The organism is Shewanella atlantica (genome assembly GCF_003966265.1).
GTDB classification, from domain to species: domain Bacteria; phylum Pseudomonadota; class Gammaproteobacteria; order Enterobacterales; family Shewanellaceae; genus Shewanella; species Shewanella atlantica.
The window spans coordinates 304,285-321,926 of sequence record NZ_RXNV01000002.1 but is presented as its reverse complement, the minus strand read 5'-3'; the positions used below and the strand labels follow the sequence as shown (position 1 = coordinate 321,926).

12 protein-coding genes and 1 tRNA gene are annotated in these 17,642 nt (G+C 44.2%); 4 read left to right on the top strand and 9 right to left on the bottom strand.

The window, feature by feature from the left end:
• Window positions 1–20: 20 nt before the first annotated feature.
• Complete coding sequence (locus EKG39_RS06675; RefSeq protein WP_126504970.1) at window positions 21–875, bottom strand: endonuclease/exonuclease/phosphatase family protein; 855 nt, start codon at window positions 873–875, stop codon at window positions 21–23.
• Window positions 876–1,100: 225 nt separating this feature from the next.
• Here EKG39_RS06675 and cls point away from each other — a divergent pair, with 225 nt between their 5' ends.
• The 4 genes from cls to EKG39_RS06655 all read left to right on the top strand — a co-directional run bounded on the left by cls (window position 1,101) and on the right by EKG39_RS06655 (window position 6,117).
• Window positions 1,101–2,558, top strand: a complete 1,458-nt coding sequence (gene cls, locus EKG39_RS06670) for a cardiolipin synthase (protein WP_126504969.1) — start codon at window positions 1,101–1,103, stop codon at window positions 2,556–2,558.
• Between the two features lie 477 nt (window positions 2,559–3,035).
• Window positions 3,036–3,125 (top strand) — tRNA-Ser (locus EKG39_RS06665).
• Window positions 3,126–3,513: 388 nt separating this feature from the next.
• Window positions 3,514–5,397 (top strand): DUF294 nucleotidyltransferase-like domain-containing protein, encoded by a 1,884-nt coding sequence (locus tag EKG39_RS06660; RefSeq protein WP_126504968.1) that lies wholly within the window; start codon window positions 3,514–3,516, stop codon window positions 5,395–5,397.
• A 3-nt stretch (window positions 5,398–5,400) separates the two neighbouring features.
• Window positions 5,401–6,117 (top strand): 3'-5' exonuclease, encoded by a 717-nt coding sequence (locus tag EKG39_RS06655; RefSeq protein WP_126504967.1) that lies wholly within the window; start codon window positions 5,401–5,403, stop codon window positions 6,115–6,117.
• 76 nt (window positions 6,118–6,193) lie between these two features.
• Here EKG39_RS06655 and EKG39_RS06650 read toward each other — a convergent pair whose 3' ends face one another.
• The 8 genes from EKG39_RS06650 to EKG39_RS06615 form a co-directional block, all read right to left on the bottom strand.
• Window positions 6,194–7,771: a BCCT family transporter gene (locus EKG39_RS06650; RefSeq protein WP_126504966.1), complete on the bottom strand. Its 1,578-nt coding sequence runs from the start codon at window positions 7,769–7,771 to the stop codon at window positions 6,194–6,196.
• Window positions 7,772–8,125: 354 nt separating this feature from the next.
• Window positions 8,126–8,836, bottom strand: coding sequence for an HAD family hydrolase (locus EKG39_RS06645; RefSeq protein ID WP_126504965.1), 711 nt, complete (start codon window positions 8,834–8,836; stop codon window positions 8,126–8,128).
• A gap of 106 nt (window positions 8,837–8,942) precedes the next feature.
• Window positions 8,943–9,923 carry an NAD(+) synthase gene (gene nadE / locus EKG39_RS06640; RefSeq protein ID WP_185817535.1) on the bottom strand — a complete coding sequence of 327 codons (981 nt, stop codon included), beginning with the start codon at window positions 9,921–9,923 and terminating at the stop codon, window positions 8,943–8,945.
• A gap of 334 nt (window positions 9,924–10,257) precedes the next feature.
• Window positions 10,258–12,252, bottom strand: coding sequence for a methyl-accepting chemotaxis protein (locus EKG39_RS06635; protein ID WP_126504963.1), 1,995 nt, complete (start codon window positions 12,250–12,252; stop codon window positions 10,258–10,260).
• A 169-nt stretch (window positions 12,253–12,421) separates the two neighbouring features.
• Complete coding sequence (nadA, locus tag EKG39_RS06630; RefSeq protein ID WP_126504962.1) at window positions 12,422–13,489, bottom strand: quinolinate synthase NadA; 1,068 nt, start codon at window positions 13,487–13,489, stop codon at window positions 12,422–12,424.
• A gap of 127 nt (window positions 13,490–13,616) precedes the next feature.
• Window positions 13,617–15,251: a dihydrolipoyllysine-residue acetyltransferase gene (locus tag EKG39_RS06625; RefSeq protein ID WP_126504961.1), complete on the bottom strand. Its 1,635-nt coding sequence runs from the start codon at window positions 15,249–15,251 to the stop codon at window positions 13,617–13,619.
• Between the two features lie 10 nt (window positions 15,252–15,261).
• Window positions 15,262–16,239, bottom strand: coding sequence for an alpha-ketoacid dehydrogenase subunit beta (locus EKG39_RS06620; RefSeq protein WP_126504960.1), 978 nt, complete (start codon window positions 16,237–16,239; stop codon window positions 15,262–15,264).
• A gap of 3 nt (window positions 16,240–16,242) precedes the next feature.
• Window positions 16,243–17,421: a thiamine pyrophosphate-dependent dehydrogenase E1 component subunit alpha gene (locus EKG39_RS06615; protein ID WP_126504959.1), complete on the bottom strand. Its 1,179-nt coding sequence runs from the start codon at window positions 17,419–17,421 to the stop codon at window positions 16,243–16,245.
• Window positions 17,422–17,642: the final 221 nt, after the last annotated feature.

Below are 17,642 nucleotides of genomic sequence, written 5' to 3'. Positions count from 1 at the left end.
CGGTTCGACTCACTCACCTGTCACGACTTCAGTGTAAAATGGGCGATAATGGGGTTGTGATCCGAAGCGTCGGTCACTTTAGATTCAGCATGATGGAAATCCAGCCCCCGATAGAAGAGATGATCTAAAGCCAGGCCGAAGAAACGCTGACGTTCGTCCAAGTGATACTCAGCTTCACTTAACCCAAATCGCTTGGCAAACTCTGAGATAAGCTTGAGTCTGTCATTTCGCCAGGTGTTGAAGTCACCGGCAAGAATTATCGGCCCGCTATGCCCGCCGAGTTCCAGGCTCAAGGCTTCAAACTGCTCGGTATAGCGGGTCAGTTTCCAATCAAAATTGATACCATGTAGATTGACGACCAGAAGTGTCTCGCCATTGGACAGAGGGTAATGAGTGACGAGCGCCGATTTTGCGAACCTTATCAATGGCTCTGTAGCATGAAACGCACATGCACTACTGGCTCCTGAGTCTGATAAATTCATGACCCCAAGGGAAGTGCCAAAAAGTTTGAATGCTTTTGCCATCGCCACATTTAATGAGTGGGAGTTGATAAAATCAACCATCTCTGTGGTCAATCCGGCCTCTTGAAGTAAAACCAGCTGGCTGGAATGAGAGAGGCGCTTAAGCACTGGTTTCCAGTTTTTCCTTTTTTGCTTGTAGATATTCCACACCGACACATTAAGCCTGCCGTCAAGGTCAAGATAACCGGAGGCGGTAGGATGTGCACACTGAGTTTGAAAAATTGGCTCGACCAAATTAATCATCACCTTTGGAGTACCATTAGCGTGGTTAACCCCACTAAAGGTCAGGACAAAGCTAATAGCGATAAAACAAACTATAGCCAGTAACCGACGCTGTTTTGAGACAAATTTCATTCAACAATTTCAAAAAATAAATCACTTAATAACATAATAATTCCTGAAGGAAGAAAAAACCATTAACACACTAATTATAAAGTACTGAATAAGATTAAATTTACTTCATACATAAGGTAACCGCTTGGTTATTGTCCAAAAAGCCTGTTATTTTTCAGCAATTAAATGCACACTAAAACACATGTTTTTTCTTTAGCTTCTTCTTAAATACTGGCGCATTAATTAATGGCACACTTTTATCAACTGCTAACCTTAGCTGGCATTTTGCTCTACTGGGTCATCATTGCGGGCATTACCGTAAGAATTATTATCAAGCGGCGCTCAGTCGGTGTCTCGTTTGCGTGGATGATGGTGATTTATGTCATCCCTATCGTTGGAATTTTTGCCTACCTACTTTTTGGGGAACAAAATATCGGCAGGACCCGGGCCCAGCGTGCGAAAGATATGTATCAACCCTACGCCGATTGGTTTGCTCACCTCTATCAAATTCGCCAGTATCGGCCCAATATCTTGAGCTCACACGCACAATCTATCAGCGCCCTGTGTGAAAACCAATTGGGGATCCCCTCTTTAGCCGACAATAAGCTGGAATTACAATCGACACCCAAGCAGATCCTGAACTCTCTCATCAAAGATATTGATAGAGCTGAATCGACGATTCATCTGGAGTTTTATATCTGGCACCCCGGTGGCATGGCCGATGACGTAGCATTAGCACTGATTAATGCCGCGAAGCGGAATGTATCCGTGAAATTATTATTAGACTCTGCCGGTAGCAATCAATTTTTTAGAAGTCAATGGCCGGCCATATTTGAAGCCGAGGGGATCCATATTGCAAGGGCCTTGAAGGTAAGTCCAATCAGAGTGCTGTTTCGACGTATGGATCTGAGAATGCACAGAAAAATAGTCGTTATCGATAATAGCATTGCCTATACAGGCTCTATGAATCTGGTCGACCCAAGCTGTTTTAAGACCAACTCGGGTGTCGGCCAATGGATAGATGTCATGGTCAGAATAAAGGGCACCACAGTCCCTCTGCTTAATGCCATTCAATCGTGGGATTGGGAGGTGGAAACGAATCAACGCCAACTGCCCGAACCTCCCGTTTGTAAGCCCCATACCGAACCTGAAAAAGTCGATATGGTACAGGTGATCCCATCGGGTCCGGGTATGCCGGAAGAGATCATCCATGAAGTGCTGCTGCAAAGCATATATCAAGCCGAACATAAAATTGTGATCACTACACCTTACTTTGTCCCCAGTGAAAACCTGTTGGTAGCACTTATCGCTGCCTCCCATCGTGGTGTCTGCGTTAACATTATCATTCCTCATAAGAATGACTCCGTCATGGTGGAATGGGCCAGTCGCTCTTTTTTTGCTGAACTGCTCAGTGCCGGGGTGAAAATTCACAGATTTAATGGTGGCCTGCTACATACAAAGTCTGTGGTCATTGACGAGAGTCACTGCCTCATCGGCACGGTCAATCTGGATATGCGCAGCCTATGGTTAAACTTTGAGGTGACATTGGCTGTTGATGACTTGAGCTTCACAGAGCAGATGAACCTCCTCCAACAGTCTTACATAGATAATGCTCATCTGATCGATGTGAAGGCTTGGCAAAAGCGGCCCGTCTATAAACGGGTCATCGAGCAGTTTTTCTACCTCTTCAGCCCGCTGCTTTAGTACATTAATTAAAGTACAGGGTTAAAACATAGTAAATAAACCATTAAGTGAAGCAAACACTGGTAACAAGAGAGCTAAAAAACGTATCTTATCTCATGATTTGTTTATCTATTATGCAAACGCCGAAATCCTGGGTTTTATCGCTTGACCCCGTTATGGGTTTTGCGTAAAGTACGACCCCGTTAGCAGGCAATGCCTGACTAAATGTGGAGTCAAACACATTAAACGTGACTAAAAATCTGGTGAGGTGTCTGAGTGGCTGCCAAGATATAATATAAGCACGCATAGCGTGGTGCTTCAGCCATAAGTAATTTCATACAGCGTGTCTTATTAACACGATAACTTAATAAACAAAATTTGGTGAGGTGTCTGAGTGGCTGCCAAGGATTTATACAAGCACGCATAGCGTGGTGCTTCAGTCATAAGTAATTTCATACAGCGTGTCTTATTAACACGATAACTTAATAAACATAATTTGGTGAGGTGTCTGAGTGGCTGAAGGAGCACGCCTGGAAAGTGTGTGATGGGTTAAACCATCCGAGGGTTCGAATCCCTCCCTCACCGCCATATTTAGATGAAAGGCTGTCCATTTGGACAGCCTTTTTTCGTTGGCAATTACCCTAAGTTTTTATGATTGATAGAAACTCTCCAGCCCTAATTATCGTCGTACATTAAACAAACTAAGTAGCTTTTCGCCTTTAACAACTAGCCTAACCTGTTTGCTCGACACCAATAAGTTAGAATATTAAGTCTACTTTTATCTTAGACATATGACGCTTAATTTCATGTAGTATTAAATCGAAAAGGTCTTCAGGACATCTAACAAGCGATACTGTTCATTTTCAGTGAAAACTCTTGAATATTAAGAGTCTGGCAACGGGTTGGCTGCATATATTCTATAGATACCATATACTATTCATCATATATTCAAATCATCAACAATATCGAGCGAATCATGGAAGTCGAGCTACTTGAAATTCGAAACTTCATCCGCCAATACCCCCCTTTTGATCAGCTACCCGAAGAAGCGTTAATCGAAGTTTCAAAAAGTGTCGAGATCTCATACTACCGAGCAAATAGTATAATCATTGAATTTGCGGATAAAATACACGATCTCTTTATGATCCGCAGTGGTGTGGTCGAGATATATCGCCGTACCGGTGAGCTTTATAACCGCCTGGATCAAGGTGGCTTATTTGGACAGATGGGGCTGTTAACCAATAATAAAGTTCGTTTCCCTGCCAAGTCAATTAAAGACACCCTTTTATACTGCATTCCACAGAGTATTTTTGAAGAGTTTTGCGAACGCTATGAGACCTTTGCCGACTTTGTTGAAGTAGAAGGCAGTATACGATTACAGCAAGCAGTTGAAGATAATAGTGATGATGCCAATTCACTGACCACCTCAAAGGTTAAGACATTGCTCAGTGGCGAGCCTGTGATGCTACCTACCACCACCACAATTCAGAATGTGGCCAAAATCATGTCTGAAGAGAATGTCTCTGCTGCAATTATCAATGACCCAAATCTCTCCGATGAAGGTGGTAATAGCTTTGTTGGCATTATTACCGAGCGCGATCTGTGTGCAAAAGTTATCGCTCAAGGGCTGGATGTCGATACCCAAGTGGTCGAGGTGATGTCTACAGAACTCATCTCTTTGGATCACAACGCCTATATCTTTGAAGCCATGCTGTTAATGCTTCGCTATAACGTACACCACCTCCCCATTTTGAAAAACAAACAACCGATTGGCTTAATTGAAGTCAGCGACATCATTCGCTATGAATCGCAAAATAGCTTGTTATTTGTCAGCAGTATTTTCCAACAAAACAGTATCGAAGATTTGATCATACTATCGAATCAACTCAAAGACTGTTTTGTCCGCATGATAAACGAAGATGCTAACTCACACATGGTCGGTCGAGCCATGTCGGAAATTGGCAGAAGTTTCAAACAGCGTCTGCTTGAGTTAGCCGAAGAGAAATTAGGCCCGCCTCCTATACCCTACTGCTTCTTAGCATTAGGCTCAATGGCCCGTGATGAACAGCTTATCGTTACCGATCAGGACAATGCGATCATCCTGGATAACCAGTACCAGGAGTCACTACATGGGGAATACTTTGAAGAGCTTGCTACCTACGTTTGTGACGGTTTAGCCGCGTGCGGTTATACCTATTGCGACGGTGACATCATGGCAACTAATCCTGAGTATCGAAAGACACAATCTCAATGGGAAGAGTGTTTTTCTGATTGGATTGAGAATCCAAATCCGCAAGCTTTACTTAATTGCTCAATCTTTTTTGACCTTTGCGGTGTGTATGGCAGGCCAAAATGGGCTGAGCAGTTGAACGCGTTCATTCTTAGAAAGGCAAAGAAGAATAACCGCTTCTTGGCCTGTCTTGCCAGAAATGCATTGAACCGCACACCTCCACTTGGCTTTTTTAAAGATTTTGTGATGGAAAAAGATGGTCGCCATAACAACTCCATTAATTTAAAAAGACGAGGTACAGCACCTTTAGCCGACCTCATCCGTGTGCACGCCCTTGCTATCGGCTCCCAATCCCAGAACTCATTTGATCGATTAGAAGACATTATTGAAGCAGGAATTTTACCTCCATCAAAGGGGAAGGATCTGCAACATGCAATGGAATTCATCTCTTTGGTTCGTATTCGACATCAAGCATTAGACATTGAGTCGGAACAAGAGCCTGATAACAATATTGAACCAGAAAATATGTCTGATTTTGAAAGACGTAACCTTAAAGATGCCTTTTTGGTTTTGAGCAGTGCACAAAACTTTTTAAAGTTCCGCTACAGTGCCAACAGCATGCAGGGGTAAATAATGCGTGATTTCAGTAATCAAGAGGTCTTAAACTGGAAAGCTTTTCTGCAAATTAAAGCACTGGAAAGTAAAGATAGCCGCCTGACTCACTTTTATAATGCCGGCACTTACCATGAGGAGATAAAACTTAAGGATATTGATTTTGTTGCCTTAGATTTTGAAACCACCGGATTAGATGCAAATCAAAACAGTATTATTAGTATTGGCTTAGTCCCTTTTACCCTGCAACGAATTGCTTGTAGACAGGCTAAACACTGGTTTGTAACACCCGAGGATAAACTGCAGGAAGATTCAATTATCATCCATGGTATTACTCATTCCGATTTAAAGGGTGCGCCGGACCTACTGAGGATCTTAGAGCAGTTATTAGATGAGCTGGCTGGAAAAATTGTAGTAGTGCATTACCGTAGAATTGAACGTGACTTCTTTGATGCAGCGCTTAGAAGTTTGATCAATGAAGGCATTGTTTTTCCAGTTATTGATACCATGCAAATTGAAGCTGATATTCAGAAGGCTCGCCCGAGAAGTATTATAGATTGGTTTAAAAATACCCGCCCAGGATCCATTCGTCTTGCCAATAGTCGTACAAGATATAATTTGCCAACGTATCCCCCACACGATGCGTTAACCGATGCAATTGCCACAGCAGAGCTACTGCAAGCGCAAATACACCATCATTTCAGCCCTGACACGCCCATTAAAAAGCTGTGGTTATAAAAGCAATCTTGCCTATAAATCTATAGCAATAAAAAAGCCGAGTGATGTACTCGGCTTTTTTGTACAACTCAACAGATTAACCAGGACGTTTTTCTGTTCCTAGTCCCTTAATCAAGCTGACACACATCACCAATAAAATAATGGTGAACGGTAAGGCCGTTGAAATAGCACCGGCTTGCAAGGCTTCAATGGCTTGTGTGCCACCCACCCAAACGAGACCAGCGGCAATCGCGCCTTCGATAAATGCCCAGAAAACGCGCTGAGGAACTGGTGCATCGACTTTACCACCTGATGTGATGCTATCAATAACCAGTGATCCAGAGTCTGATGAAGTCACAAAGAAAACCAGCACTAACACAACGGCGAGTAGAGACAGAATATTACCCATTGGCAATGCATCAAACATTTGGAACATGGCAAGTGGAACTTCTGTTAAGCCTTTTTCGCCTAACGTACCGACTTTATTAACGATTTGATCAATCGCAACGCCACCAAATACTGACATCCAAAGTATAGTAACTGCCGTTGGTACTATGAGTACTGCCGTCATGAACTCACGAATTGTTCGTCCACGAGAAATACGCGCAATAAACATACCGACAAAAGGTGACCATGAAATCCACCAAGCCCAATAGAAAACAGTCCAACCATGCATCCAAGCTTCATCTTCACGGCCAATCGGGTTACTTAATGGAATAATATTTTCAATATATCCCATGACCGTCGTCGGAATGGTTCCCATGGAGACTGCAAAAGTAACCAAAGCCACAAACACCACTAAGGCAAGTGCCAGCAACATATTGACGTTGCTGATAATTTTTACACCGCCTTCAATACCGCGGACTACAGAAATAACGGCTAACAAGGTCACAATAAAGATGATGGCAATTTGAAGCATTAAGCCATTATCAATGCCGAATACATGGTGAAAACCACTGGCGGCTTGTTGAGCACCAAGTCCAAGAGATGTCGCGAGACCAAAGAGAGTGGCAAGCACCGCTAGAATGTCAACAACATGCCCAGGCCAGCCCCAGGTGCGATCACCCAGAATTGGATAAAAGACTGAACGCATGGAAAGCGGTAAGCCCTTATTGTAAGCGAAAAATGCTAACGACAGTGACACAACTCCGTAAATCGCCCATGGGTGAAGTCCCCAATGAAACATTGTGGCACCAAGAGCCAGCTTAGCGGCTTCTGGTGTGTTTGCGGCGACATTAAGTGGTGTTTCGTACCAACCGGTAAAGTAGGCAACAGGCTCTGCAACACCCCAAAACATGAGTCCGATACCCATACCCGCAGCAAATAACATTGCTATCCATGACTTCATCGAGTAGTCGGTTTTGGCTTCATCACCACCTAAACGAATTTTGCCATATGGAGAGACAATCATTGCTACACAAAAAATCACAAAAATATTGGCAGACCACATGAACAATCCATCAAAAGCGCCAATAATTTTCCATTTTATGCCGTCTAATACGGATTTGGATGTTTCTGGGTCGGCCACTAATATGGCTAATAAAAATAGGCCAATTAAGGCAGCGCTGATCCCAAAAACAGGATTGTGAACATCAAAGCCCCATTTTTGAATATTATCTTGTCCGATGGTGTAATCGGTATTATCAATACTGTATTTATCTTTTCTAGTATTCATTGATCCTCGTTTAGAACAACTTTCATTCGAAAAATGTAGCCGTATTTTACTTTATTAGACGTCAACTTGCAGCCTATTGCTAAAAGCAATCACGTCTCATGTTGCTTTTCAGACAATAGATTATGAATTCTTGGTGAAAAACCTTAGTCAGATAGACTAATTGAGTGTTAAATCTAACTGACTCTGGGACTTCGACAATCACAATCTCTTTAACAACTCACTGATGAGCCTAACCAAAAGGCAGTGCCATTTTTATAGGTCCCATAAGCTCACAACTACAAACGCAACAAATTTCCCCCTGATACGGTTATTACCACTGTCACGCCTGACTCCATTTCATGGTATTTCAGGTTATTAAGTGTATTTTTCAAAGATCCCTTTTAGCTCAGATACACAAGATGCGACGTGATCTGGTTCTACCGACCAATTCTCAGGGTTTGCGCCACTATAAGCGGCAGCAACAGAGATAACTCTTGAGCCACCGCCCAGTGCCTGTTCAATATTTTTTGCAAACTTAACGTCGGCTTCATGATCTCCAACATACAAGACCAGTTTATTTATAGCCTCATCGAATATGTCGGTTAAACACTTAATACCGCCGAAAGGATGTGGTTTCTGTGAGTTGCTGTCCAGATCGTCGTAGCCTACAACCGCTTGAAATGGCGCATCTACACGATTTTGCTTGAGCACATTCCATATGTTTAGCCGGGAATTTTGAGAACAGATCCCATGAGGAAGATGAGAAAACTGCTCGATGACCTTGTCTATTCCATCAAATAGACTGACCTGAGTTTGGTTACTTTCTTGATGCTCAGCCCAAAGCGCCCCGGCCTCTAGCATCTCATTTTCGGTCAACCCATAGTAATTACGATACAAGGCTTGCCAGTTTTTTGCGCTATGGTTGGCTTCGTGGTAAGCCGATTCACTCAACAGGTATTTAGGAAGCTTGTCTCCAGTGAGATGTGGAGCAACAATAGATAAAATTGATTTTGTAATAGCGATGTTTTTGGGTACAGAATTTACTAAGGTTCCATCGTAATCCCACAAAATTGCCTGCAACTTCATAAGCTTTAATCCTTGAGATAGTTTTGACAGGATTATATAGCTTGTTAGTTTTATTGCATAAGCTTATTGCTGTAATGACATAGTTAACTATGGCTCTGTCATTAAATTAGCTACTGTTCATATTACTTGAACGTACATTGCCATTGACTCCACCTTGAACAGGAGGAGTTTCATGTAAAGAGTTTCGCTTCCATTCAGAATACAGCATCAATTCCCGAACATCTTCGATATCTGCTTTACAGATGCCATGATTAACCATCTCCTCATCTGTCTTTTCCCGCTCCATCATGTCTAAAATGACATCCAATTTACGATAGTTATGACCGATCCCAAACTCGTCGGTGATACCAAACATCATATCAGGAGAAGCGAGTTGATTCTGGATCTCATCGGGCAGCTTAAGGTATGACGCCAGCTGCCACACCTGAGTCTTGTACAGTCCCGTCATAGGCTGAATCGGCAGGTCGTCGACACCATCCTTAACAAACCAGCCAACTTCAAACTCCGAACGATTAGCTGCGCCGATGAGGATTAAGTTCTCTTGGGTTGCTTTTGTATTCAACAGCTCTCTTCGGTATATATGGCGCTCTGCAAACCCTCGATCAATATGCCTGATAGTAAAGTTATACATCAAAGACTTAATCCATGAACCATTACCGACATTACTGCCAATTTTAAGTGATGTTTTAAATGGCACCTCCCCGTTAATAAAACGGTAAGAGTGTTGAATCAAACGGTTAAAGAGAGGCGAATAAGGTATCAACTTCATAATCAGAGGATCATAAATATTTTTTTTCTTCATTGCCGGTGATATATCAAAAATGTCGAGACCAATATCCAGCCAGTTTGCCATGATCAAAGCTTTTTTCTCGGACTCTTTTTCGCTATCACGGTCATAAAGAAATGAAGCATGCACCCTATCCTTTCCGACGGCCCTGACGGCAATAGAGAGCAGCACCGAAGAGTCGATTCCGCCGCTGAGGCCGAGCAGTATTCCATCGCTTTGTTGAGTCTTAACTAACTCTTGAAGATATGCTTTTATAAGCTGTACCGTTAATTGAGCATCGATAGTAAGGTTTACGTTCATCATAACCTCAATAATTTTGTTTTCATCTTCACATAACGCCTTAGCGATGAACCAAGGGTTAATCCGATTACATGCGCGGGGCCTTCTATAACCAGTTATGCGCCTGACGGTACGGGTATATCGTGCCTACAAAGATTTTAATTAGATTGCAGTTAAAACTATAATAAAAAAACAGCCAATTGCTTCGTTAAATTTGTAGAATTATTGAAGAGTTTGTCTGTTTTAGTCCGCTACATTAGAGATATTCCGCCCCCTAACTAAATAGTCTCGTCCACAAAAAAGCCCCATCTTTCGACAGGGCTTATACTTACATCAAATGCTGAATAACTGATATCTAGCTCAGCTTAAACTTACTCACCTCTTTAGCCATGATATTGGCATCGGCTAATAAGGTTTCATTTAGCTGACTGAGTTCATCGGAGACCGCCTGAGTATTTTGATAGATCTCACTGATCTTAAGTGCGTTACGGTTAACCTCTTCAGAGACTGCCGACTGCTCATGTGTAGCGGCGGCTATCTGTTCGTTCATACTGTCAATCACGCCCACTTCGTGGACAATTTTATCCAGATCCTGGCCAGCTTTCTCCGATTCAGTAACACTTATCTCAGCCTGGGATTTCCCCTTGTCCATCGCTTTAACGGCAACTACAGCAGCTTTCTCGAGGCGTTCAGTCATGTCCCTGATATCTTCGGTTGAGGTTTGAGCTCTCTGAGCCAAACTTCGCACTTCATCGGCAACAACGGCAAATCCCCTTCCCATCTCACCTGCACGTGCCGCTTCGATTGCAGCATTTAAGGCGAGAAGATTGGTCTGTTCGGCAATACCACTGATCACGCCTAAGACACTCACGATACCTTGAATATCATTATCCAATTCATGTATCGCAGTCGATGCCTCGCCTATCTCCTGTGCTAATAGGTTAATACTGTCACAGGTCTTACTGACCTCAATATTGCCCTCTTTAGCTTCTACATTAGCCGCAGTGGACGCCTCAGACGCCTTGACCGCATTGACTGCGATCTCTTGCACTGTCGCACTCATCTCTGTCATCGCCGAGGCCACTTGCTCTGCCTCACTATGTCCGATAGCAACATCTTGCTGCATCGCGGTTGCACAGGTATCCATCCTCTCTGAGGCATGCAATAGTCTATCGGTATTATCCCTTACCTTATGAATGACTTGTTCAAAATCATTCATCATATGATTAAAGGCCCTACCGAGTTCGCCAAGTTCGTCAGTAGTCTCACTTTTAACACGAACGCTGAGATCGTAATTTTGCTGCGCCGTACTGATGGTCGAGTGCAGGTAGTGCAGTCGATTATGCATGTATTTTGCGACAGTAACTGAGATAAAGATGACCAACGCGCCTGAAATAATCAATATAACTATGATGCTAAGCATCACAGATTGAGAGGCTTTCAACTGTTTGTCAGTAACCTTAATTAATGACTCAGATAACGACTTTTCGAATGCTCGAACCAATTCGATTCGGGCAGTTGATTTAGCAAACCAATTCTCGGCACTTTGCGCACTGATAGCCTCACCCTTTTGACTTAATGCAATCTGTCTCAGTGCCTGAACATCGGCTACGGCTTGAGAGCTGGCCAGTTGTCTATATCGGCTTTTTACCTCTTCTGAGGCCAGGGCAAGAAAGCGCTCTTCATAACTCGTTTGCTCCGATACCAGAGTGACAAACTTGATAAACATGCCAGGTTTAAAATCGGGATTGCCGAATGTCGAACTTAACACCGCACGCTCAATTCCCGCTCTCTCCTTCATCTGAAGATAAGCACTGAATGAAGCGGCCTGAATCGCGATCTCCTGGCTATCCCCCTCTTTAGCCGTTTGGTCGACAATACTCAATAACATCTTATTGAGCTGTGTGTAATAACCGACCTCTTCGGCCACAGATATCGACAGACTATCGACGCCTGAGCGGATATTGTTCAGTCTGGAAACTTCGGAATTAACGCGGCTCAGCTGAGTCGAGAATACCGCAGGTAAGGTATTATCGCGGACGAATGTATTAAACCCTGATAATTGTTTATCGGTTAATTGTCTCTGACCCGGAAGTTTACCGGCAAACGATTTGCCTTTGGACCCTAGAAAGCCGGCACTCATTCCCCGCTCTTTTTGTAACTCATGAACGAGATCACTATTCACGGTCGCCAGTTGACTAAGCACTTTTACCTGCTCGAGCCCGTGTCCCAGTTGATACTGGTTATATACAACAGAGGTACCAAATAGAATACAACCTATTATCGGAGGGAGTATGACGAGCATAAGTTTGTTTTTTATGCTTAAATTTCCGATCCATCGAAGCTTCATGAAAATATCCTTTCTAATGTCACTAAAGTTCACTTTCGACTTAAAGTTTAGCGTACATAGGGTTAATTTTTTGGATGTTATAGAAAAAAAGCCTCCAAAATGAAGACTTTTTATTCAAGATCATACTCGAAGGCTATTTGGCAAGACTATAGCAAAAGAATAGATGCTATTACGCGTTGCCTTTCACTTTCATATTTAATGTCTGTGCGAAATTCAGCATACGGTCCAATGGGATCAATGCGGCTTCACGAAGTGAATCATCGACAAATATCTCATGGGGAGTTGTATCTGTGGCAGTCAGAGACGCTTCAATGGCTTGAAGGCCATTCATCGCCATCCAGGGACAGTGAGCACAGCTTCTGCATGTTGCACCATTTCCGCCAGTTGGCGCTTCAATCAATATTTTATCCGGCGCCGCCTGCTGCATCTTGTAGAAGATACCTCTATCTGTTGCAACGATAAAGGTGTCATTATCCATTGTTTGTGCAGCCTTGATTAACTGACTCGTTGAACCAACGGCATCGGCCAGTTCGACGACACTAGCCGGTGATTCCGGGTGCACTAAAATGGCTGCCTCGGGATTTTTGATCTTCAGCTCTCGAAGAGCCTTGGCCTTAAATTCGTCATGAACGATACAATCACCTTGCCACATCAACATCTCGGCGCCGGTTTGCTTGGCAATGTAGCTTCCCAGATGACGATCCGGTCCCCAGATAATCTTCTTACCTTGACTATCTAAGTGTTCGACGATCTCAAGCGCGATACTCGATGTTACCACCCAATCCGCACGAGCCTTAACCGCTGCAGATGTATTGGCGTACACCACCACGGTATGGTCCGGGTGAGCATCACAGAACTTGCTGAAAGTCTCAATCGGACAACCAATATCGAGAGAACAGGTCGCTTCGAGAGTCGGCATTAATACCGTTTTTTCCGGGCTAAGGATCTTTGAGGTTTCCCCCATAAATTTAACGCCGGCAACAATCAAGGTTTTCGCCGGGTGATCACGCCCAAATCTAGCCATTTCAAGTGAGTCAGAAACACAACCGCCCGTCTCTTCGGCTAACGCCTGAATCTCGGGATCTGTATAATAATGCGCGACCAGCACAGCGTCTCTTTCAACCAATAACTGCTTGATTCGAGCCTTGTAGTTAACCTTTTCAACGTCGGTTAACGGCAATGGCTTAGCAGGAAATGGGTATTGAACATTTTCGATTTGTGGGGCAGACAGACTCATGTTAAAACCAGAAAGAAATGTATATTAGCGAGATTATACGTAATTGAAGGCAAAAAATTAACTCATTTAAGTGTATTAGAAATAAAAAGAACGCATATCGCGTTCCTTTTACTTACCCTTCAGTCGACTACTGCATAGCGAGCAGCATCTCCTGAGGTTCTTCTAAGTATTGCTTCCACAAGTTACAGAATCGAGCAATCGTGCCACCATCAATAACACGATGATCACCAGACCAGCTTATCTGCATGATCTTTCTTGCTTCCACTTCGCCATCTGCGTTAAAGCGCGGTAACACCTGTAGCTTACCCAAAGCAACAATCGCCACTTCAGGCTTGTTGATGATAGGAGTCGCCACCGTTCCGCCCAGGGCACCGATGTTAGAGATAGAAACCGTTCCAGACTTAAGATCGCTGGGACTCACTCGACCACTGCGCGCTGCGGTAGTCAATCTGGTGATCTCTGCGGCTATCTCTAAGATAGACTTGTTCTGTACATCTTTAACGTTCGGAACCAGCAAACCCACTTTCGAGTCAACTGCCATACCTATGTTATGGCTGGAAAGATAGGTAAGTTCGGTGCAATCATCATTGACCTGACTGTTTATCACCGGAAACTGCTTTAGGGCCAGTGACATAGATTTCATGAAAAAAGGCATCATGGTGAGCTTGAGCTCATCGCTTGAGTACTTTTTCTTCATGCTCTCACGCAATGCGGCCAGTTCTGTTAGATCGATCTCTTCACAGTAGGTGAAATGAGGGATAGTGCGAACCGACTCTGTCATCATCTTAGCCATCACAGCTTTGACACCACGAATAGGCTCGACTCTGTCGATAGTCTGCCCGATATTTACAGAGCCAGAGTTCAGGCTCGGCGTAGATAAAGTGCTTGAGCTAACGTCATGTTCAGTAGTTGCGGACATTGTATTGCTATGGGCACTTGCCCCCGAATGATAACGTTCAATATCCTCTTTAAACACACGACCATTTTTACCGGTACCTGGAACCTTAGCGATATCGATATCTAATGTCCGGGCCAAGCGTCTGACTGCCGGGCTGGCTAATGCCTTACCCTGCGCCACCGGCTCTTTGGTATCGTCAGCTGCGGATATTGATTCAGCCGCATGAGTTACCTCGCTCCCTTCACTGACTGCAGCGGGCTGTTCCTGCTCCACCTCTACGGCAAACAGAGGTTCATGGACCTTAGCTAACTGGCCTTTACGATAGTGTAATTTGACGATTTTCCCCGACTTTATCGAAGGGATCTGAACCAACGCCTTATCTGTCATGACATCGGCTATGGGTTGGTCTTCGACGACTTGATCGCCCTCGCTCACCAACCACTCGACCAACTCACACTCTACAATTCCTTCACCAATATCCGGCAAAAGGAACTCTTCGATTTGAACTCCCTTGGGCGAAACCGGGGTCGCGACATCAGATGAAATAATTTCATCACTCTGCTCAACTGTGCAATTCACCTGCTCATCATTAACAGCTAAATCTTCGACGGACGGCGAACAATTCCCATTTAAATCAACAGAATAAAGTGGTGCATGCACCTTGGCAATCTCACCTTTGGCATAGTGAAGTTTTTTGATCACACCAGCGTGAGGAGCCGGGATCTGGACTAATGCTTTATCCGTCATAACATCAGCAATAGGCTGATCTTCACTTACGGTATCACCTTCACTCACCAGCCATTCGACCAGCTCACACTCGACAACACCCTCGCCAATATCGGGTAGAATAAACTCTTTAATCATTGCCAAGCTCCTAAAATTTAACCGTTGCTTTAATCGACTCAAATGTCTTCAGCGCATCTGGCATATATTCTTTCTCATGGATCAATGGATACGGGGTATCCAAACCACAGACACGACTGATTGGCGATTCAAGATAAAGAAAGCACTCCTCCTGTATCGTGGCTGCTATCTCTCCGGCAAAGCCCCCCGTTAATGGTGCTTCGTGATTGATCAGCAGTCGACCCGTTTTCTTAACCGACGCCGCCACGGTTTCAATATCCCAAGGTGCCAAGGTTCTCAGATCGATCACTTCGCAGGATATTCCCTGCTTTGCCGCCATATCGGCCGCCTCTTCGATGATCTCCATCTGAGCCCCCCACGCAAGAAGCGTGATATCGTTACCTTCGCGGACAACTTCAGCCTTGCCCAGCTCAATTTCATAATCGCCGTCGGGCACTTCACCAATATTGGCGCGATAGAGACGCTTAGGCTCAAAGAAAACAACCGGGTTCTTATCTCGGATAGAGGCGAGTAACAGGCCTTTAGCCTGATACGCGTTGCGTGGTACCACTACTTTTAAACCCGCTGTTTGGGTAAAGTAAGCTTCCGGAGATTGAGAATGATAATGACCGCCGGCTATACCGCCACCATAAGGTGTACGGTAGGTAATACCACCAACATTGAATTCATTACCACTGCGATACCTGAATTTGGCTGATTCATTCACAATTTGATCGATTGCCGGAAAAATATAATCTGCAAACTGAATTTCGGCTATCGCCGTCATTCCGTTAGAGGCTAACCCATTTGCGAATCCGGCAATCCCCTGCTCAGTCAAGGGGGTGTTGAAGCAACGCTCTTTGCCGTATTTTTCCTGCAGACCTGAAGTCGCACGGAATACACCACCAAAATGTCCGACATCTTCACCAAACAAAATCGCTTTATCATCTGTCTCGAATGCGAGTGAAAGCGCGTCATTGATGGCTTGTAACATATTAATTTTTGCCACGACTTATACTCTCCCAACGCTGTTTGGATATGAATCCGGGTACTTGTTCAGATGCTTCTTAAGGGATTTCAATTGCTGCTCTAATCTAGGTGTTGGCGCGTCATAAACATCCTCGACTATGGTATCGAGCTTCGACATAGGACGCTTTTCAGCAAGCTTCAGCTCAGCAAGTACCTCTTTACGGTACTTCTCATACAGGTCTGCGTCTTGTTTTTCAGTAAGCCAGCCCTTGTTAATCATCCATAACTTGAAACGTTTAACAGGATCATGTGTCTGCCATTTAGCCTCTTCCTCTTTAGAGCGATAACCCGATGGATCATCTGAAGAGGAGTGAGCACCGAGTCGATAGGTCATCGCCTCGATCAGAACAGGTTCTTTATTGTGGATAGCATGAGCACGTGCCTGTTGTGTCGCCGCCAATACCGCCAGCATGTCATTACCATCTACGCGTATAGTATGTATTCCGTACCCCGGGCCGCGGCTGGCAATACCGTTGCCCATAAACTGCTCGCTGGTTGGTGTAGAGATGGCGTAACCATTATTGCGGCAGAAAAAGATGGTCGGTGACTTAAGCACAGCCGCCATATTTAATCCCGCGTGAAAATCGCCTTCAGAGGCTGCGCCTTCACCGAAGTAACAAACGGCGACATTACGCTTATCTTGCATCTTCAAGCTGTAACCCACACCCGTTGCCTGAGGTATTTGGGTAGCCAATGGAGAGGAGATTGTCTGATAGTTAAGCTCGGCAGAGCCATAATGGATCGGCATCTGCCTGCCCTTACCAAGATCTTTCTCGTTACTGAACAGTTGATTCATAAACTGCTCAGTAGAAAAACCACGGTAACGTATCGCTGCATGCTCACGATATTGAGCTAAGATCACATCTTCGCTATCTAACGATGCCACACTTCCTATGATAGAAGCTTCCTCACCGGTACAGGTCATATAAAAACTGATACGCCCCTGGCGTTGAGCGCCTAACATACGTTCATCCAACACACGTGTAAAAACACAAGTATCATGAATCTTTGTTGCAAGTTCTTGATCTATAGTGGGCAAAACGGCATTTTCATACACGGTACCGTCCGCTTGCAATATCTTTAAAATAGGGACTGACACAGAGTCCTTATCGAGAAAACTGACACGATGGACAGTTTCATTATGGCTTGTTGCGTTGCTCATACTATTCTCTTATCAGCTGAGTGCATTTGTTATTTAGTGCGATCTCCACATAGAGAACGCCAATTATTGTAATACGCGGGAGAAACATTACGTTAACGTAAACTACCTATCAACTATTCTCACCCGCTTAATAAAAACTAACATCGACCTTGTGCGTATCTTTAGCTTTACATCCGCAGCTTGAAGTCATGGCGAAGACCGCTCTTATTCTTTTAACCTGT